This window comes from Vannielia sp. ABF1_015 (genome assembly GCF_056160745.1).
Map to the genome: position 1 here is coordinate 1,863,696 of NZ_JBSWXT010000001.1, position 18,207 is coordinate 1,881,902.

An 18,207-nucleotide genomic window follows, 5' to 3' on the forward strand; every position below is an offset into this window, starting at 1 on the left:
TGCAAGCGCCCCTGTTGCAAGGGCGCTGGTTCGTTTTGGTGGCCTCTAGCGGACGACCAGCACCGAGCACTTGGAGTGGCGCACCACGCGGGCGGCATTGGGGCCGAGGAGGTAATCCTTGAAGTCCTCCCCGTGGGCTCCGATCACGATCAGATCGGCACCGGTGACCTGTGCGGCCTTCAGCACCTCTTCATAAACCGTGCCAACAGCAACAACGTGGCGGACGTGCTTGTTGGCCTCATCCCCGATGACGCCCTCTACCATCTTGTTGAGCAAGGTAGCCGCGCCATCCCGGGCGGTTTTGACGTGGTGTGCCTCAAAGTAGGAGCCGACAACCGAGGCGCCGAAATCGGGCACAACGGTGATGACATCGAGCGTGGCACCGTAGAAGGCGGCCAGATTCTGGGCTTCGCGCAGAACAGAGGCCTCTTCTTCGGGGCGGTTGATGTCGACGGCGCAGAGAACGACTTCGGTCATGCCGGGGCTCCTTCCATTTCGGGCTCTTTGCGGCGGTGTTGCAGGAAGGCGATCAGCCCCAGCAGCAGCAGCGCGGGGATAAAGATCAGCTCCTTGGGCAGGCCGTGCACCGGTGCCCGCACTGCGGTGATCTCGACCCGGTCGTCGCCGTAGAAGTCGAAGCTGGAGAGGTCTTCGGCGATCGGCGAGCCAAAGGCGGGCTCGTCAAGATACATCCGGCCCTCCTCGGGCACCATCAGGAAGCCCATCGCCTCGACACGCGCGGCGGCGTCATCGCCCTCGGGCACCTGAAGCACCAGCGTGGTATCCTTCATCTCCAGCGTGTCGAAGTCCGGCCCCGATACCACGACTCGGAGCGTATCGCCTGGCGTTGCCTCGCCCACCGCCTGCTCGAAGCCCGCAGGCTCGATATCGGCAAAGGGTGGCTGGATCTGATCCATGAAGAAGCCGGGGCGGAACAGCGCGAAGGCGATCACCAGCAGGGCCACGGTTTCATAGATCCGGTTTTTGACCAGAAAGAAGTTCATCGTGGCCGCCGTGAACACGAGGATGCCGATGGTGGCGACGATGAAGACGATGATGCCCTGCATCCATGTCACGTCGATCAGCAGCAGGTCGGTGTTGAAGATGAAGACGAAGGGCAAGGCCACCGTGCGCAGGCTGTAGAAGAAGGCGGTGAAGCCAGTGCGGATGGCATCGCCCCCCGAAACAGCCGCCGCCGCAAAGCTCGCAAGCCCCACGGGTGGCGTTACATCTGCCATGATCCCGAAGTAGAAGACGAAGAGGTGCACCGCGATCAGCGGCACCACGAGGCCCGACTGCGCGCCAAGCTCCACCACCACGGCGACCATCAGCGAGCTGACCACGATGTAGTTGGCCGTGGTTGGCAGGCCCATGCCGAGGATCAGCGACAGGATCGCCACGAAGATCAGCATCAGGATCAGGTTGCCGCCGGAGAGGAACTCGACAAAGTCGGCCATCACCTGACCGATGCCGGTGAGCGAGACGGTGCCTACGATGATACCGGCGGTGGCCGTTGCAAGGCCGATGCCGATCATATTGCGGGCGCCGTCGATCATGCCCTCATAGAGGTCCACCAGCCCGTCCTTCAGCTTGTTCATTGCCGCGCTTTCGCCCCGGAACATCGCCTTGAGCGCCTTTTGCGTCAGCAGAATGCCGAAGAGCAGGAAGGTGGCCCAGAAGGCCGAGAGGCCGGGCGACTTGCGCTCGATCATCAGGAAGTAGACCAGCACGATGATCGGCAGCAGGTAGTAGAGGCCCGATTTGTAGATTTTGGGGATGTCCGGCAGTTCCACCACTTCGGCGTTGGGATCGTCTGGCTCAAGGTCCGGCACGGTGGAGGCGAGGTAGATCAGGCCGAGGTAGACGAGGCCGAGCAGCGCCGCGAGGATCAGCCCCGAGCCTTCGGGGAACATCGAGGTGATCGCCTGCACCGGAAACTTGGTGGCGTAGCAGAGGATGGCAAAACCGGCGAAGAAGGCGAACATGCCAAGGATGGTGTTGAAGAGGTTCACCACCTTGTTGCCGATGGTCGGCATCTTGTTCTTCACCGCTTCGAGGTGAACGATGTAGACCAGCGCGATGTAGCTGATGATTGCAGGCAGGAAGGCGTGGGTGATGACCTCGACGTAGGAGATGCCCACGTATTCGACCATCAGGAAGGCCGCCGCGCCCATCACTGGGGGCATGATCTGCCCGTTCACCGAGCTTGCCACCTCGACCGAGCCGGCCTTTTCGGCGGAGAAGCCGACGCGCTTCATCAGCGGGATGGTAAAGGTGCCGGTGGTCACCACGTTGGCGATGGAAGAGCCGGAGATGAGGCCGGTGGCCGCCGAGCCCACAACGGCGGCCTTGGCAGGCCCGCCGCGCAGGTGGCCAAGCGCGCCAAAGGCCATCTTGATGAAGTAGTTGCCCGCGCCCGCCTTATCCAGCAGCGCCCCAAAGAGCACGAAGAGGAAGACGAACTTGGTGGACACGCCGAGCGCGATGCCGAACACGCCCTCTGAGGTGATCCACATATGCGACATGGCCTTGCGCAGCGAGGCACCGGCCCAGCGGATCTGGTCGGGCACCACTTCGGACGAGCCGAAGAAGACATAGAGCAAAAACACAACCGCGAGGGCCACCATGACGGGGCCCAGCGTGCGGTAGGCGGCGATGAAGAGCAGGATCAGGCCGAGCAGCGCCGCGATGGCGTCGGTGTCATCTGCGAGGCCACCGTTGCTGACGATCTTGTCGTAAAAGATATAGCCATACATCGCCAGCGCGGCACCGCCGAGCGCCAGCACCCAATCATACCAGGGCACCGAGGTTTTCGATGCGCCTTTCCAGAGCGGGTAGGCCATGGCGGAGAGGAAAATGGCGAAGGCGAGGTGAATCTGACGGGAATTGTTGATCAGATCGCCGGGCAGGATGTAGGGCGCCCATGGCGAGGCGAGCAGCACCTGAAAGATCGACCAGACAAGGGCGACAACAGCAATCGCCGTGCCCAATGTGCCCGGAACCGAGCGTGCGCCACTGTCGGAGGCGGCAACGAGTTCCTGTAGCTCTTCTTCACTGAGCGCGCGATTTTCCTTGGACATGGTCCACCCCCGTGTCGGCCATTCTGGCCTGTTGTCATTCTTGGTCCCCGTTGTCCGGAGGGCGGCGCGCCGCCCCCCGGGATCGTGTCAGTGCCGGTCGATTACTCGATCAGGCCCTTTTCCTTGTAGTAGGCCTCAGCGCCCGGGTGCAGCGGGGCGGAGAGCGACTGCGTGGCCATCTCTTCCATCGTCAGGTTGGCGAAAGCGGGGTGCAGACCCTTGAAGTCTTCGAAATTGTCGAAGACCGCAGCGGTGAGCGCCTTCACGGCATCTTCCGACACGGCGTCGGAGGTCACCAGCGTGGCACGCACACCGAAGGTGGTCGTGTCGCCGTCATTGCCGCGATACATGCCGCCCGGGATGGTGGCCACGGAGTAGAAGGGGAACTCTTCGACGAGTGCGTTCACCGCGTCGCCGGAGACTTCCACCAGCACCGAGTCACAGGCCGTGGTGGCTTCCTGAATGGAGCCGGAGGGGTGGCCGACGGTGTAAACCATCGCGTCGATCTGGTTGTCGCAGAGCGCGGCGGATTGCTCGGCAGCCTTCAGTTCGGAGGCGAGGGCAAAGTCGCCCGCGGTCCAGCCCATCTTTTCCATCAGCACTTCCATCGTCGCCCGCTGGCCGGAGCCGGGGTTGCCGATGTTCACGCGCTTGCCTTTGAGGTCTTCAAAGGTGGAAATCCCGGAATCGGCGCGGGCCACAACGGTGAAGGGCTCGGGGTGCACGGAGAACACCGCGCGCAGGCCTTCAAAGGCACCGTCCTCGAACTGCACCACGCCGTTGAAGGCGTTGTACTGGATGTCGGACTGGGCAACGCCGAATTCCAGCTCGCCTTCCTTGATGGTGTTCACGTTGTAGACCGAGCCACCGGTGGATTCGACCGAGCAGCGGATGCCGTGGTCGCGGCGACCCTTGTTCACCAGACGGCAGATCGCGCCGCCGGTGGGGTAATACACGCCGGTCACGCCGCCGGTGCCGATGGTGATGAACTCCTCGGCCTGCGCGGCCGGGGCCATCAGCGCGGTAGTGGCCGCGGCAATAGCCGTGAGTTTCAGTTTGTTGAACATTATCATCTCCCTTTGGTTCGATGTTCGATGTTTTTTATAGATCCCAGACTTCTGCCAAGACCCGGTTTGCCCCCTCCACCTCAGCGATTCTTGCGCGGGCTGCTGGCCCGGAACGGCTTACCAATATCCCGATAAGCGTCTCCACAAGGAACATCGTGACGACGTAGGAGGAATAGAAATGCGGACTGTTGGTTGCGACGATGAAGCCTGCGTCGGCATGTTTCAAGGCCGGACATTTGTGGGTGTCGGTGATGAGCACCACATGAACGCCCTTGCTCTGCGCCAGCTCTGCCGCGCGGATCGCCCTGTCGGAGAAGGGCGGCTTGGTGACGACAATGAGCACATCGCGTGCATCCAGCCCGGTGAGCCCGCCCCCGAGGGAGGCGCCCATGCGCCCAGCCATGACCCAGTTGTCGGCACAGAAATTGGCCATGTAAGACAGGTATTCCACCACGCCCGTTGAGCCGAGCGCACCCAGCAGCAGCACCTTGCGGGCCGCCGCGATCTTGTCGACCGCAGCATCCAATGCTGCGCGGTCAACGCTTTCGGCAAACTCCTTGAGGTTGGCCTGACAGGCGGCAAGGTGGGCATCCAGAAAGCTTGCGCGGTTTTCGCTATGGGCCTGCTGAAGCTGTTCGGCGCGGCCTGCAAAATCGTTGACGCGGCGGTTGATCTTGCGGCGCATCTCCTCGCGCAGCTCTTCGAATCCGCCATAATCGAGCGCACGGGCAAGCCGGGAGAAGGAGGCCGGAGATACGCCGCTGTCGCGCGATACGGTGCGCAGGGTGCGGGTGGCCGCATTCACCGGGTTGGCTGAGAGATAGTCGGCCGCCTGCCGCAGGGTGCCGCTCAGCTCCCCGTATTTCTCGCTCAGGCGCATCTCGAATGTTGGCAAAACATTCCCCCGCTGCAGTTGGATTGACCGTCCGCATTGTTTCAGCCGTTGTCAATGTTTGAATCAGCTGTTTCAGTGGGGGCAGGTTCTCTGACAATCTGGAAAGCACATGACTCACGTGTTTGGACGGCAGACCAAGGGCAAGCTGCCCATGGCAGTGCGCGGTGAAGGTATCTACCTGTATGATTCGGAAGGAAAATCCTATCTAGACGGCTCAGGCGGTGCGGCGGTGTCCTGCTTGGGGCATGGCGACAAAGACGTTATCGCGGCGATCCGGGCGCAGCTTGAGTCGCTGGAGTTTGCGCATACGGGTTTCCTTACGTCACCCCCGGCGGAGGCGCTGGCCGATGCGCTAATTGCCCATGCGCCGGAAGGAACCGAGCGGGTTTATCTGGTTTCGGGCGGCTCGGAGGCGGTGGAATCAGCGCTCAAGCTGGCGCGGCAGTACATGCTGGAAATCGGCCAGCCCGAGCGCACCCGCTTCATCGCTCGCCGCCAAAGCTATCACGGCAACACGCTTGGCGCGCTGGGCACCGGGGGCAACCTGTGGCGGCGCGCGCCCTTCGATCCGGTGATGGTTTCGGCCAGCCACATTGCGCCCTGCTACGAATACCGGGGCCGCGAGGCGGGGGAGAGTGCGGAGCAATACGGCCAGCGCGTGGCCGATGAGCTGGAGGCCGAGCTGCTGCGCGTCGACCCGGAAACGGTGATCGGCTTTCTGGCCGAGCCGGTGGTGGGGGCCACGGCGGGGGCGGTGCCGGCGGTGCCGGGCTACTTCCGCCGCATCCGCGAGATTTGCGACAAGTACGGCGTGCTGCTGATCCTTGACGAGGTGATGTGCGGCATGGGGCGCACCGGCAGCTTCTTTGCCTGCGAGCAGGACGGCGTGCGCCCCGATATCATAACCATCGCCAAGGGCTTGGGCGCGGGCTATCAGCCGATTGGCGCAATGCTCTGTTCGGGCGAGATCTACCGCGCCATCGAGGAGGGCAGCGGGTTTTTCCAGCATGGCCACACCTACCTTGGCCATCCGGTGGCCTGCGCTGCGGCACTCGCGGTGGTGACCAAGCTGACAACAGGCGGGATGACCGCGCGGGCCGCCGAGATGGGGCACTATCTGGGCGAGGCGCTGGAGGCGGAGTTTGGCCAGCATCCGCATGTGGGCGACATTCGCGGGCGCGGCATGTTTCGCGGGCTGGAATTTGTGGCCGATCGCGGCACCAAAGCGCCGTTCGACCCAAGCCGCAAACTCGCGGCCCGGCTAAAGGCGACAGCCATGGAGAACGGGCTGATCTGCTATCCGATGAATGGCACGATTGACGGGCAGTCAGGCGACCACGTGCTGCTCGCCCCGCCGTTCATTTGCTCCAAAGCGCAGATAGATGAGTTGGTGGGCAAGCTCTCGGCCAGCGTGAAGGCCGTATTGGCTTGAATCGGTGGGGGTAGGGTAGGGCACCCCGGCGCGAACTGCGGCGCCGGGGTGAAAAAGTGTGCTCAGGCCGCGCGGACCAGCGAGGGGCGGGTTTTGCCCTCTACCAGTGCTGCATGAAGCGCGGCTGTTGCGGGCTTCAGCGCGTCTCGGTCGAGGATGAACTGCACATCCACGTTGCGCGGGCCCTGACTGGCGCCGATGGCCTCAAGCCCGGCAGAGGCGATGGCCTGCAAGCCGCGCGTGAGCACCGAAAGCCCCGAAAGGTCACGCCCGATCACCGAGGCCATGGCTATGGCACGGGCGCTGATCTCGGCGGAGGGGTAGAGCTTGGTCAGGTCATTCTCGACCCGTCGCAGCGCCTTCATCGAGCTATCGACGTAATGGGTGATCGTGTTGGCGTTGGAGACCTTCGACACGATCCGCACGTTATGGCGCTTGAGCACGTCGAGAATGGCCGCGTCATAGCCCTTCACGCCCACCATGTCTTGCTCAAAGACTTCCAGGGCGAAGAGATCGAGCCCGGTGACGATTTCCACCGCCGGGGTGTCGGCAGGGCGGTCGTCGATGAGGGTGCCCGGATCTTCGGGTTCAAAGGCGTTGGTCACCCGCAGCGGCACTTCGGCCTGACGCAGGGTTTTGGCGGCCTTGGGGTGGATCGCCTCCATCCCGAGGTTCGAGAGCTGATCGGCCACGTCGTAGTTGGTGCGGCCGAGCTTGCGCACCGCCCCGTCGCCCACCAGCTTGGGATCGGCGGAAGAGAGGTGAAACTCCTTGTGGATGATCGCTTCGCGCGCGCCGGTGAGGGCTGCAAGCCGCGAGAAGGTGACCTCGGAATAGCCGCGGTCAAATTCACCCATCAGCCCTTCGACGCATTGCGCGTAGCCGGTGACGATGGGCATTTCTGTCATCATATCAATGCCATCCAGCGCGGCGGTGATGCGCTCGCCCAGCGAGAGACCGCCTTCGTCACGCCAGCCTGAAAGATCGACAAAGCGCGCCTTTACGCCCGCCCGCTTCAGCATCAGGGTGGTGACATAGGCCGAATGTGCCTCGCCCATGCCGGCGAGAAGCTCGCGGGTGTGGGCCAGGTTTTCGGACAGGCGGAAGTGGCCGTGGCGGCACAGGCGGCGCAGGTTCAGCAGGCTGGTGCGGGCGCCTTGAATGCGCTCTTCCACGAAGGTCTCGGCCTTTTCGAGATCTTCCGGCGCCTCCAGCACCCGGCTGTTGGCCGCGCGCATGGCCTCGGCCACGCGGTTCAGCCGGGCTTCCCAGCCCTCGCCTTCGGCATCGTCGCCCATGGCATAGGCCGCATAGACCCCGGGTTCGCCGGTTTTCTTGTGCTCCAGCAGCAGGTTGGTGATGCCGCCGAAAGCCGACACCACGAACACCCGGCCGTAAAGCTCCTCCGCGCCGCGCCCACCAAGGATGAGCGTGTCGCGCAGGTCATGAATGCGGTCCATCGAGGTGCCGCCGATCTTTTCAACCGTATGGGTCATCTCAGGCCTCCACGGCCTCGTCGGCGGCGGCATAGGAGCCATCTTCACGGTGCACCTCGGTGCCGGTCACGGGCGGGTTGAAGACGCAGGCCATCACCAGCTCTTCTTCGGCCCGCAGCACGTGGCGGTCATGCTCGTTCAGCGCATACATGACGCCGGGCTTGATTGCATGGGTCTCGCCGGTGGCCAGATCGGTGATCGAGCCCTTGCCTTCCATGCAATAGACGCTCTCGAAGTGGTTCTTGTATTCGAAGGTGTGCTCAGAACCGGCTTCAAGGAAGGTGATGTGGAACGAAAAGCCCATGCCATCCTGCGCCAGCAGCATCCGCACGGAGCTCCACTGGGCATCGCTGACCACACGGTCGCGCTCGTTTTTGACGATCTCGTTGAAATCTCTGACAATCATCGGGTTACTCCGCTGCAATCTTGGCTTGGCTGTCCAGCACGCCACGGGCGGCGGTCAGCAGGATATCGAACCCCTTCGAGAAGGTCTCGACGGGGGTTGTGAGGGGGGCGAGCACCTTGACCACCTGGTCTTCGTTGCCCGAGGTCTCGATGACGAGGCCCAGCTCGTAGGCGCGGGCGCAGATGGCACCGGCCAGCTCGCCAGAGCCGACATCGACGCCTTGCATCAGGCCACGGCCCTTGAGGTGTGCGCCGGGCACGAGGGCGGCAACATCGGCCAGCCGGTCGTGAATGAGCTGCTGCTTCTCGGCCAGTTCCTTCTGGAAGGCATCATCGGCCCAGAACTTCTCGATCGCCACGCGGGCGGTCACGAAGGCATGGGTGTTGCCGCGGAAGGTGCCGTTGTGCTCGGCGGGGCCGAACACGTCATGCTCGGGGCGCACCAGCAGCATGGCGAAGGGCAGGCCAAAGCCCGAAAGGCTCTTGGCCATCGTCACGATATCCGGGGTCACGCCCATCTCCTCGAAGGAGAAGAAGGTGCCGCAGCGCCCGCAACCGGCTTGGATGTCGTCGATGATGAGCAGCGCGCCGTGTTTCTTGGCAATCGCCGCGATGTGGCGCACCCATTCGGGCCGCGCGGCATTGAGGCCGCCTTCGCCCTGCACGGTCTCCAGAATGATCGCGGCAGGGGCATCCACGCCGCCGGAGGCATCCGAGAGCATCTGCTCAAGCTGCGCGGCGGTATCGACATCTTCACTGAAGTAAGCGTCATAGGGCATGCGGGTCACGCCCGAGGTCGCCATTGCGGCGCCGCCCCGGTGGTAGCCGTTGCCGGTGGCCGCCAATGCGCCCATGGTGACGCCGTGAAAGCCGTTGGTGAAGGCGATGATATTGGTGCGGCCAGTGACCTTGCGGGCAATCTTCATCGCCGCTTCAACGGCATTTGCGCCGGTCGGGCCCGTGAACATCAGCCGGTGATCCATGTCGCGGGGCGCGAGGATGTGGCGCTCGAAGGCGTCGATGAAGGCGCCTTTGGCATCGGTATGCAGGTCGAGCCCGTGCGCAATGCCGTCACCCGTGATGTGCTCGACCAATGCGGTCTTCATATCGGGGTCGTTGTGGCCGTAGTTCAGCGAGGAGCAGCCGGCGAGAAAGTCGATCCAGGCGTTGCCATCGGCGTCGATCAGCTCGGAGCCGCGCCCCTTGGAAAACATCGCGGGCATGCCACGGCAATAGGAGCGGGCCTCGCTCTCGCGACGGGTAAAGATATCAGCGGTATCGGTCATGTCCTTGGGCATGAGGAATCCTTTCAGGATTGAATCCGGTCTGTTGGGGGTCAGAGGTCGATCAGGCCGCGCGCGCCAGCGCACCGGGGGAGGGCAGGCTGATCGTCACCATGTGTTCGGTGTCGTGTTGACCGCCAAAATGGGCATCGCTCTCGAAGTGCGGCTCATCGCTCAACTCGCCGCCGATAGAGCGGGCGAAGCTGCGGAAGAGGCCCCAAGAGGCGGCGTTATCCTTGGTGATCGTGGTCTTCAGGTGATCTGCCTCATCACAGGCGTCACGCTCGATGAGTTCGGCCAGCATCAGCTTGCCGAGGCCGAGGCCCCGCGCTTTGGCGCTAACGGCGACCTGCCAGACGAAGAGCTCGTTTTTGGCGGGGATGATGTGGCCAGAGATCCAGCCGACGATTTCGCCATCAAGCTCGGCCACCACGCAGGTATCGCGAAAGTGGTCGGCCTGAATGAGGTTGGCATACATGGAGTTCTCGTCGAGTGGCTTGCAGCTTTTGACAAGCGCCCAGATGTCAGCCCCGTCCGTCGCATCAGGTTTGCGCAGAAGGGGCGTGCGCGATCGGGGTTCGGCGAGATCTCTTGGCATGGTCATCTATCCTCATTTGCTTCGTAAAGCTAACTAATCGGGTTGGGGGAGTAATTCAACACGCGAAGGAAAGTTTCATTGTCATTTCACAAAAATGCTGAAATCTGGCGGAGAAATGCTTAAGAACCGTGTAGGTTCCGCAACAAATGCCCTTTGTTTTGTGAAGTATCCGCCCTGGATGCTTTGGGGATTGAAGAGATTTTCGACCTCGTGCAACAGTTTGAGCATGACAGGAACATCCGCCGATCGTGTTGACGAAAGCCTGATTGCGCTGCGGCGCATTCTTCGGGCAACGGCGCTATATGACCGCGACCTTGCCCACACCGTCGGCGTCACCCCGGTGCAGCTGCGGGTGTTGCAGATCCTGCATGGCAAGCCCGGCGGCACCAGCACACCCAAGGCGCTGGCCAACCAGATGGGCGTTGTTCAGGCCACGGTGACGGCGCTGATCGACAAGTTGCAAGCCACCGGCCACGTGGCCCGCGAGCGCTCCGAAACCGACCGGCGGCAGACCAATGTTGTCATCACCGCCAGTGGCCGGGAGGTGGTGAAGGATGCGCCAGATGCGCTTCAGCAGCGCTTTGTGCGTGCCTTCGATCAGATGGCCGATTGGGAGCAGGCCCAGCTCGTGGCCTCGCTGGAGCGTGTGGCGGCGATGCTGGATGCCGAAGAGATAGACGCGTCTCCGCTGCTGACGGCAGGCGCGATTCATGCGCCGCACAAGCCACGCTAGGGCAGGCGAGGTGGCGGCGAAGGCCTCTGCCCCCCGGCTGCGCGCAGGTCTACACTCCGCCGCATGACTGATTCCCCAAGCACCCGCGACATTCATCAGGCCGACCGTCACTTCCTGCACCCGTGGGAGGATGTGACCGCCATTGGCGAGACGCCCCGCACGGTGCTGACCGACAGCGACGGCATCTATGTGACCGACAGCAACGGCAAGCGGACGATCGACGGCCCCGGTGGCATGTGGTGCGTGAACGTGGGCCACGGGCGCGAGGAGATCGTGGAGGCCTGCGCCGACCAGATGCGCCGCCTATCGTATTTCTCTCCCTGGTCGATGGCCTCAGATGTGGCTGCTGCGCTGGCAAAACGCCTCGCGGCCCTCGCGCCGGGTGACTTGAACAACGTGTTCTTCACCACCGGCGGCTCGACGGCGGTGGATAGTGCCCTGCGCTTTGCCTTCTTCTACAACAACTGCCTCGGGCGGCCTGAGAAAAAGCACATCATATCAAGGGTCAACGCCTATCACGGCTCCACTTATCTTACCGGCTCCTGTTCGGGGAAGATGCGGGAGAAGGCGGAGATGGACATGATCGAGGATCACATCCACTTCCTCTCCTGTCCCAAGCCGAAGGACCGGCCCGCAGGGCAATCGCTGGAGGATTTCACCGCCGAGAAGGTGGCTGAGCTGGAGGCGATGATCCTGCACGTCGGCCCCGATAAGGTCGCCGCCTTCATCGCAGAGCCGGTCATGGCCTCTGGCGGGGTGATCGTGCAGCCGGAGGGCTACCTTGCGGGCTGCGCCGAGGTTTGCCGCAAGCATGACGTGCTTTTCGTCGCCGACGAGGTCGTCACCTCCTTCGGGCGGCTCGGGCATTACTTTGCCTCCGAAAGCGTGTTCGGCGTGCAGCCCGACATGCTGACCACCGCCAAGGGCCTCACCTCGGGCTACCAGCCACTGGGCGCACTCTTCATCTCCGACCGGCTCATTGCCGAGATCACCGCAGCCACCAACGGGGGCAAGGGCTTTACATCGGGCTTCACCTACTCCGGCCACCCGGTCGCCTGTGCCGCCGCGATGGCCAACCTCGACATCTTCGAGCGCGATGGCCTGCTGGAACATGTTCAGCGCATTGCGCCCCACTTCGAGGCTGCACTGCGCTCGCTCTCCGACATCCCGGCGATATCCGACATCCGAGTGAAGGGGCTGATGGCGGGCATCGAATGCGAGCTGGACCCGGCAAACCCGGATGAAGACAGGGACATGGCTTTCGCCACCAAGGTCGACGAAATTTGCCAGCGCCACGGGCTGCTTCTGCGCCCGGTCTACAATGCCTGCGTGATGTCTCCGCCGCTCACCATAACCGAAAGCCAGATTGACGAGATGGTACGCATCCTGCGGCTGGGCTTTGAAGAAGCGCTTGCCGCGTGAGCTTTTTCACCGTTCTCGTCAATCCGATCCTGCCCGTTTTCGCCATCCTCGCGCTGGGCTGGGGGCTGGGCAAGGGCGGGCAGCTAAGCGAAGAGTCGGCCCGCACGATCAACCGCTTCGCCATGACAGTGCTGGTGCCCATCGTGGTGCTGGACCTGCTATGGAACGCCCCCTTCGAGACCTTCCGCCTCACGCCCATCTTGCTCTACTCGGCAGCGCAGATCGTGCTCTTCGCGCTGGGCTATCAACTGGCGCGGCGGCTCTTTGGGGCGGGGCCGGGGGAGTCGGTTGTGCTCGGCTACGCAGGCATTTTTGCCAATAACGTGTTCTACGGGCTGCCCATCGGCGTGCTGCTCTATGGAGAGGGCGGGGTGCTGCCGATCACCATGGTTGTGGTGCTCGACTCCACCATCAGCTTTGGCGGCACGATGTTTGTGTTGCAGGCGATCAAGCTGGGCAAGGTGTCTCCCGGCTCGGTACTGGCCATCTTCGCCCGCACGCCCACGCTGCTGGCGATCTTCGGCGGCACGGCGCTGGGCCTCGCGGGCGTGCCGGTGCCAGCCCCGCTTCAGACCTTTCTGGACTTCAACGGCGTGGCCGCCGCGCCGGTGGCGCTCTTTTCGCTTGGCGTGGTGCTGAGCGCGGTGGCCTTCCGCTTTGATACGGCGGTGGCGGTGGTGAGTGCCATCAAGCTTGTGCTCTTTCCCGCGCTCGTTGCGCTTTTGCTCACCCTGTTCGCAGGCGGGTGGGAGGCCAACCGGCTTTTCGTCTTTGCCGCCGCGCCGCCCACGGGCGCGATGGCGATGAGCCTTGCCCTGCTCTACGACGTGCCCGCCGCGCGGGTGGCGCAGGTGATGGTCTGGACCGCCTTCCTCAGCCTGTTTGCGCTCGCGGTGCTGGCCTAGTCTTGACCTTGCCCGGCACCGGGCGCAGGCTCGCCGCGCAATTCCCATCCTTCGGAGACAGCCATGAACGTCCAGTCCCCCAATGATCTCAGAGCCTTCTGGATGCCCTTCACGGCCAACCGCCAGTTTAAGGACAACCCGCGCATGTTCGTGGGTGCGAAGGACATGCATTACACCACCGCCGATGGGCGCGAGGTGCTTGATGGCACGGCAGGGCTATGGTGCTGCAACGCGGGCCATGCGCGCCCGAACATCGTGGAGGCGGTGCAGGCGCAGGTGGCGGAGATGGACTATGCCCCCGCCTTCCAGATGGGCCACCCCAAGGCCTTTGAGCTGGCCAACCGGCTGGTGGATATGGCGCCCGAGGGGATGGACCATGTGTTTTACACCAACTCCGGATCGGAGAGCGTGGATACCGCTCTGAAGATCGCGCTGGCCTACCACCGGGCGCGGGGCGAGGGGCAGCGCACCCGGCTGATCGGGCGCGAGCGTGGCTATCACGGTGTCGGCTTCGGTGGCATCTCGGTGGGCGGGATCGTCAACAACCGCAAGTTCTTCGGCTCGCTGCTGAACGGGGTCGATCACCTGCCGCACACCCATCTGCCGGAACAGAACAGCTATTCCCGCGGCGTGCCCGAGCACGGCGCAGAGCTGGCGGACGAGCTGGAGCGCATCGTGGCGCTGCATGGGCCGGAGACGATTGCCGCCGTGATCGTGGAGCCGCTTGCAGGCTCTACGGGCGTGATCCTGCCGCCGAAAGGCTACCTTGAGCGGTTGCGGGCGATCACTGAAAAGCACGGCATCCTGCTGATCTTCGACGAGGTCATCACCGGCTTCGGCCGCCTCGGCGCGCCATTCGGGGCCGACTACTTCGGCGTCACGCCCGACCTGATGACAACCGCCAAGGGCATCACCAACGGGGTGATCCCGATGGGCGCGGTGTTCTGCTCCGGCGCGATCCACGATGCCTTCATGCATGGGCCGGAAAACGCCATCGAACTCTTCCACGGCTACACCTACTCGGGCCATCCCATTGCCGCCGCCGCCGGGCTTGCAACGCTGGAGACCTACCGCGAGGAGGGCCTCTTTGAGCGGGCCGCCGAGCTGGCGCCCTACTTCGAAGACATGCTGCACGGGCTCAAGGGCCTGCCCCACGTGATCGACATCCGCAATCTTGGGCTGGTCGGCGCGGTGGAACTGGAGCCCATCGCGGGCGCACCCACCAAACGTGCTTTCGAGGCGTTCCTTGCGGCCTACGAGGAGGGTGTGCTGATCCGCACCACGGGCGACATCATCGCCCTCTCGCCGCCGCTCATCATCGACAAGGACCAGATCGACCGGATTGGTGAGGTGTTGGCCAAGGTGTTGAAAACGCTTGCATAGATTGTGAGGTGCGGCCGGGCATGACGAGGCTCCCGCCCGCCCACCCCGCCTCGCCATGCCCGGCCTGCGCGGGGTGGCTGGCGGGGAGAGACAGCTCCGGGTTCACCAAAGCAGGAGCTGCTTGCGGCACCAGCCATCACCTGACCCCGGACTGGCCGATGCACGTCTCCGCATCAACGAAAATAGCCGTATCCCCAGAGGGGCCCCTCGGCGATTTTCATTGACCCGGAGCCGCGCCTCGTCCTTTGGGGGGACAGGCGAAGGGTGGCTCCGAAGCAGGAACAGGGACCGGAATGGGGATGCAACACATCGAACTGGTGATCTTCGACTGCGACGGGGTGCTGGCCGATAGCGAGGTGATCTCGGCCCGGGTGCTGGTGGAGGCGCTGGCCCATCACGGGCTTTCGGTGACGATGGAGCATGTGTTTCGCAACTTCGTGGGCCAGAGCTTTCCGAAGGTGGCGCAGAAGATCCGGCGCGATTTTGCGCTCGACCTGCCCGATAGCTTCGAGACGGAGTATCGCAGTCGGCTGGTGGAGGAGTTCGCCACAGGGCTGCTCGAGACCGAAGGCGTCAGCGCGATGCTCGAGGCGCTGGGGCGGCGGGCCTGCGTGGCCACCTCCTCCTCTCCGCAAAGGGTGGGGCGCACGCTGGGGCTGCTGAAGATGGAGCGGTTTTTTGAACGGGTGTTCACCGCTTCGGAGGTGGCCCGGGGCAAGCCTGCGCCCGATCTCTTCCTCCATGCGGCCAAGTGCCTGAACGTGCAGCCAAAATCCTGCCTTGTGATCGAAGACAGCAAGGCCGGTCTGCGCGCGGCGCAGGCGGCGGAGATGGAGGTTTGGCGCTACACCGGCGGTGCGCATTTTGCCGGGTTCACGCCGAAAGATATCGACACGCCCCCCGGAATTCCCGCCTTTGACAACTGGTCCGCTTTCTATCAAATGGCCCCCGAGTTTAAAAAAGACGCATAGCGGGGAGAGCGGATGGCGCGGGCTGCGGGCGAGACGGCGAGGCTGGACGATGCGGCCCGAGCGGGCTGGCTCTACTACGTGGCTGGCAATACGCAGGATGAGATCGCCCGCAAGCTGGGGGTGTCGCGCCAGTCGGCGCAGCGGCTTGTCAGCCTTGCGGTGGCCGAGAAGCTGGTGAAGTTTCGGCTCGATCACCCGATAGCCCGCTGCATGGACCTTGCCGCCGCCCTGACCGAGCGGTTCGACCTGCAGTTTTGCGACGTGGTGCCCACCGATCCGGCCGCGCCCGAGCTGGCCACCGGCGTGGCAGCGGCGGGGGCGGCAGAGATGGAGCGCTGGCTGGCCGACCCTGAGCCGCGGGTGATCGGGCTGGGCACCGGGCGGATGCTTCGGGCTTGCGTTGAGCAGCTGCCGCGGATGGATTGCCCGCAGCATCACCTTGTTTCGCTCGTGGGCAACATGAGCCCTGATGGCTCGGCCACCGCCTATAACGTGGTGGTGCGGCTGGCCGAAAAGGTTGGCGCGCCGCATAATCCGATGCCGCTCATTGCCGTGGTGCGCTGCGCCGATGACCTCAAGCTGATGCACGCGCAGGAGCCGGTGGAGAACACGCTGGCGCTGGCGGCGCGGGCCGATGTCACCTTTGTCGGCCTCGGCCATATTGATGAAACCTCGCCGCTGGCTGTTGATGGGTTTATCAGCCCCGAAGAGAGCGCCGAGCTGATCGCGCAGGGCGCGGTGGGCGAGATGGTGGCCTGGGCTTTTGACGGAGAAGGCCGCCCGATCGAGGGGCTGACCAACGCGCGGGTGTCCTCGGCACCGCTCGATCCGGGCACCTCCCGGCGGGTCTGCGGGCTGGCGCTGGGCCATGCAAAGCAGAAGGCGATTCTCGGTGCGTTGCGCGGCAAGCTCATCAACGCGCTCATCACCGATGAGGCCACGGCCGAGGCAGTCCTCTCCATCGCCTGACCGGCAACTCCTTAAACTTTAAGTGAAATCCCCTGCCTCACAGGCGGGGCGGCGCGCATTTGTGCAGCCGCAGGATGAGGGTGTTGACAGACTCCTCTCCTCAGTGTGAGTATTTGCCCACTACGATAGCATTTGCCCGTTAGGGGCATTGGGAGGACATCAATGACTTGCACGCTTCGCGCCCTTCTGGGCGCCTCGGCCCTTTGCGCGGTTGGCTCCGTCGCCGCCGCCGAAACCCTGACCATCGCCACCGTGAACAACGGCGACATGATCCGGATGCAGGGCTACACCGACGATTTTACCGCCAAGACCGGCCACGAAGTTGAGTGGGTGACGCTTGAAGAGAACGTGCTGCGCCAGCGCGTGACCACCGACATCTCCACCAAGGGTGGCCAGTTCGACATCATGACCATCGGCATGTACGAAACGCCGATCTGGGGCAAACAGGGCTGGCTTGTGCCGCTCGACGACCTCAGCGCCGAGTATGACACCGACGATCTGCTGCCTGCCATGGCCGGTGGCCTTTCGGTTGACGGCACGCTCTATGCCGCCCCGTTCTACGGCGAAAGCTCGATGGTGATGTATCGCACCGACCTGATGGAAGCCGCCGGCATGGAAATGCCCGAAGCGCCCACATGGGACGATATCAAGGCCGCCGCCGAAGCGATGACCGACAAGGACGCCGAAGTTTATGGCATCTGCCTGCGCGGCAAGGCCGGCTGGGGCGAGAACATGGCCTTCCTCACCGCCATGTCCAACTCCTTCGGCGCCCGCTGGTTTGACGAAGATTGGAACCCGCAGTTCGACAGCGCAGCGTGGAAAGAGACGCTGACCTTCTACCTCGACCTGATGAACAACTACGGCCCTCCCGGTGCAGCCAACAACGGCTTCAACGAGAACCTCGCGCTGTTCCAGCAGGGCAAGTGCGGCATGTGGATCGACGCCACCGTGGCGGCCTCCTTCGTGACCAACCCCGACGACAGCACCGTTGCTGACAAGGTTGGCTTTGCGCTCGCCCCCGACACCGGCAAAGGCCCGCGCGGCAACTGGCTCTGGGCCTGGGCCCTCGGCATCCCGGCTGGCACCCAGAAAGAGGACGCGGCCAAGCAGTTCATCGAATGGGCCACCTCGAAAGAGTACATCGAGATGGTTGCCGAAAAGGAAGGCTGGGCCAACGTGCCTCCGGGCGCACGCAAGTCGCTCTACGAGAACCCCGAGTACCAAAAGGTGCCCTTTGCCGAGATGACGCTGAAGAGCATCGAAACGGCCAACCCGAACCAGCCGACGGTTGATCCGGTTCCCTACATCGGTGTGCAGTTTGCCGCGATCCCCGAGTTCGCCGGTTTCGCCACCCAGGTTGGGCAGGAGTTCTCTGCCGCTCTGGCGGGCCAGCAGTCGGCTGACGGTGCGCTGGCAAAGGCCCAAGACCTCGTGAACGAGGAAATGGAAGCCGCTGGCTACAAGTAAGCCGCTACGGAATGCGGGCCCTCCCGCAACCGTCGGGCGCCCTTGCCAAGGGGGCGCCCGGAACCCGGCCCCGGCGGCCCGCGCTGCTTTACGCGATCTTG

The 18,207-nt window shown here is 63.8% G+C and carries 16 protein-coding genes; 8 read left to right on the plus strand and 8 right to left on the minus strand.

From position 1 onward, the window contains the following. Positions 1–45 precede the first annotated feature (45 nt). The 4 genes from ACXAG6_RS09385 to ACXAG6_RS09400 form a co-directional block, all read right to left on the minus strand. Positions 46–477, minus strand: a complete 432-nt coding sequence (locus ACXAG6_RS09385; RefSeq protein ID WP_475337177.1) for a universal stress protein — start codon at positions 475–477, stop codon at positions 46–48. Further along, positions 474–3,080, minus strand: a complete 2,607-nt coding sequence (locus tag ACXAG6_RS09390) for a TRAP transporter permease (RefSeq protein WP_475337178.1) — start codon at positions 3,078–3,080, stop codon at positions 474–476. Before ACXAG6_RS09390 ends, ACXAG6_RS09385 begins: the two co-directional genes overlap by 4 nt. Before the next feature lie 101 nt (positions 3,081–3,181). Beyond that, a complete protein-coding gene (locus tag ACXAG6_RS09395) occupies positions 3,182–4,147 on the minus strand; it encodes a TAXI family TRAP transporter solute-binding subunit (protein ID WP_475337180.1) in 966 nt (321 codons plus the stop codon). A 34-nt stretch (positions 4,148–4,181) separates the two neighbouring features. Further along, positions 4,182–5,027: a MurR/RpiR family transcriptional regulator gene (locus ACXAG6_RS09400; RefSeq protein ID WP_475337181.1), complete on the minus strand. Its 846-nt coding sequence runs from the start codon at positions 5,025–5,027 to the stop codon at positions 4,182–4,184. 124 nt (positions 5,028–5,151) lie between these two features. Between ACXAG6_RS09400 and ACXAG6_RS09405 the strand changes: the two genes are divergently transcribed. Then, a complete protein-coding gene (locus ACXAG6_RS09405) occupies positions 5,152–6,474 on the plus strand; it encodes an aspartate aminotransferase family protein (RefSeq protein WP_475337182.1) in 1,323 nt (440 codons plus the stop codon). A gap of 62 nt (positions 6,475–6,536) precedes the next feature. Here ACXAG6_RS09405 and ACXAG6_RS09410 read toward each other — a convergent pair whose 3' ends face one another. Genes ACXAG6_RS09410 through ectA form a run of 4 tightly spaced genes read right to left on the minus strand, consistent with a single transcriptional unit; the run spans position 6,537 to position 10,256 of the window. Then, positions 6,537–7,970, minus strand: a complete 1,434-nt coding sequence (locus tag ACXAG6_RS09410) for an aspartate kinase (RefSeq protein ID WP_475337184.1) — start codon at positions 7,968–7,970, stop codon at positions 6,537–6,539. A 1-nt stretch (position 7,971) separates the two neighbouring features. Next, positions 7,972–8,376 (minus strand): ectoine synthase, encoded by a 405-nt coding sequence (locus tag ACXAG6_RS09415; RefSeq protein WP_475337185.1) that lies wholly within the window; start codon positions 8,374–8,376, stop codon positions 7,972–7,974. 4 nt (positions 8,377–8,380) lie between these two features. After that, positions 8,381–9,673, minus strand: a complete 1,293-nt coding sequence (gene ectB, locus ACXAG6_RS09420) for a diaminobutyrate--2-oxoglutarate transaminase (protein ID WP_475337186.1) — start codon at positions 9,671–9,673, stop codon at positions 8,381–8,383. 49 nt (positions 9,674–9,722) lie between these two features. Next, positions 9,723–10,256, minus strand: coding sequence for a diaminobutyrate acetyltransferase (ectA, locus tag ACXAG6_RS09425; protein ID WP_140013660.1), 534 nt, complete (start codon positions 10,254–10,256; stop codon positions 9,723–9,725). Between the two features lie 226 nt (positions 10,257–10,482). Between ectA and ACXAG6_RS09430 the strand changes: the two genes are divergently transcribed. The 7 genes from ACXAG6_RS09430 to ACXAG6_RS09460 all read left to right on the plus strand — a co-directional run bounded on the left by ACXAG6_RS09430 (position 10,483) and on the right by ACXAG6_RS09460 (position 18,106). Then, positions 10,483–10,989: a MarR family winged helix-turn-helix transcriptional regulator gene (locus tag ACXAG6_RS09430; protein WP_140013661.1), complete on the plus strand. Its 507-nt coding sequence runs from the start codon at positions 10,483–10,485 to the stop codon at positions 10,987–10,989. 63 nt (positions 10,990–11,052) lie between these two features. Further along, positions 11,053–12,411: an aminotransferase gene (locus tag ACXAG6_RS09435; protein ID WP_475337188.1), complete on the plus strand. Its 1,359-nt coding sequence runs from the start codon at positions 11,053–11,055 to the stop codon at positions 12,409–12,411. Next, positions 12,408–13,316, plus strand: coding sequence for an AEC family transporter (locus ACXAG6_RS09440; protein ID WP_475337189.1), 909 nt, complete (start codon positions 12,408–12,410; stop codon positions 13,314–13,316). Before ACXAG6_RS09435 ends, ACXAG6_RS09440 begins: the two co-directional genes overlap by 4 nt. Before the next feature lie 63 nt (positions 13,317–13,379). Continuing rightward, on the plus strand, positions 13,380–14,699 hold the full coding sequence (aptA, locus tag ACXAG6_RS09445; RefSeq protein ID WP_475337190.1) for an omega-aminotransferase AptA: 1,320 nt from the start codon (positions 13,380–13,382) through the stop codon (positions 14,697–14,699). 299 nt (positions 14,700–14,998) lie between these two features. Beyond that, on the plus strand, positions 14,999–15,670 hold the full coding sequence (locus tag ACXAG6_RS09450) for an HAD family hydrolase (protein ID WP_475337192.1): 672 nt from the start codon (positions 14,999–15,001) through the stop codon (positions 15,668–15,670). Between the two features lie 12 nt (positions 15,671–15,682). Next, entirely contained in the window at positions 15,683–16,639 is a 957-nt protein-coding gene (locus ACXAG6_RS09455; RefSeq protein WP_140013666.1) for a sugar-binding transcriptional regulator, read from the plus strand. Positions 16,640–16,801: 162 nt separating this feature from the next. Further along, on the plus strand, positions 16,802–18,106 hold the full coding sequence (locus ACXAG6_RS09460) for an ABC transporter substrate-binding protein (RefSeq protein WP_475337193.1): 1,305 nt from the start codon (positions 16,802–16,804) through the stop codon (positions 18,104–18,106). Positions 18,107–18,207 lie beyond the last annotated feature (101 nt).

Bases quoted from the DNA above. Each gene is read 5' to 3' on its own strand.
- ACXAG6_RS09385 (WP_475337177.1), bottom strand. From the start codon at position 477: ATGACCGAAGTCGTTCTCTGCGCCGTCGACATCAACCGCCCCGAAGAA.
- ACXAG6_RS09390 (WP_475337178.1), bottom strand. From the start codon at position 3,080: ATGTCCAAGGAAAATCGCGCGCTCAGTGAAGAAGAGCTACAGGAACTC.
- ACXAG6_RS09395 (WP_475337180.1), bottom strand. From the start codon at position 4,147: ATGTTCAACAAACTGAAACTCACGGCTATTGCCGCGGCCACTACCGCG.
- ACXAG6_RS09400 (WP_475337181.1), bottom strand. From the start codon at position 5,027: ATGCGCCTGAGCGAGAAATACGGGGAGCTGAGCGGCACCCTGCGGCAG.
- ACXAG6_RS09405 (WP_475337182.1), top strand. From the start codon at position 5,152: ATGACTCACGTGTTTGGACGGCAGACCAAGGGCAAGCTGCCCATGGCA.
- ACXAG6_RS09410 (WP_475337184.1), bottom strand. From the start codon at position 7,970: ATGACCCATACGGTTGAAAAGATCGGCGGCACCTCGATGGACCGCATT.
- ACXAG6_RS09415 (WP_475337185.1), bottom strand. From the start codon at position 8,376: ATGATTGTCAGAGATTTCAACGAGATCGTCAAAAACGAGCGCGACCGT.
- ectB (WP_475337186.1), bottom strand. From the start codon at position 9,673: ATGCCCAAGGACATGACCGATACCGCTGATATCTTTACCCGTCGCGAG.
- ectA (WP_140013660.1), bottom strand. From the start codon at position 10,256: ATGCCAAGAGATCTCGCCGAACCCCGATCGCGCACGCCCCTTCTGCGC.
- ACXAG6_RS09430 (WP_140013661.1), top strand. From the start codon at position 10,483: ATGACAGGAACATCCGCCGATCGTGTTGACGAAAGCCTGATTGCGCTG.
- ACXAG6_RS09435 (WP_475337188.1), top strand. From the start codon at position 11,053: ATGACTGATTCCCCAAGCACCCGCGACATTCATCAGGCCGACCGTCAC.
- aptA (WP_475337190.1), top strand. From the start codon at position 13,380: ATGAACGTCCAGTCCCCCAATGATCTCAGAGCCTTCTGGATGCCCTTC.
- ACXAG6_RS09450 (WP_475337192.1), top strand. From the start codon at position 14,999: ATGCAACACATCGAACTGGTGATCTTCGACTGCGACGGGGTGCTGGCC.
- ACXAG6_RS09455 (WP_140013666.1), top strand. From the start codon at position 15,683: ATGGCGCGGGCTGCGGGCGAGACGGCGAGGCTGGACGATGCGGCCCGA.
- ACXAG6_RS09460 (WP_475337193.1), top strand. From the start codon at position 16,802: ATGACTTGCACGCTTCGCGCCCTTCTGGGCGCCTCGGCCCTTTGCGCG.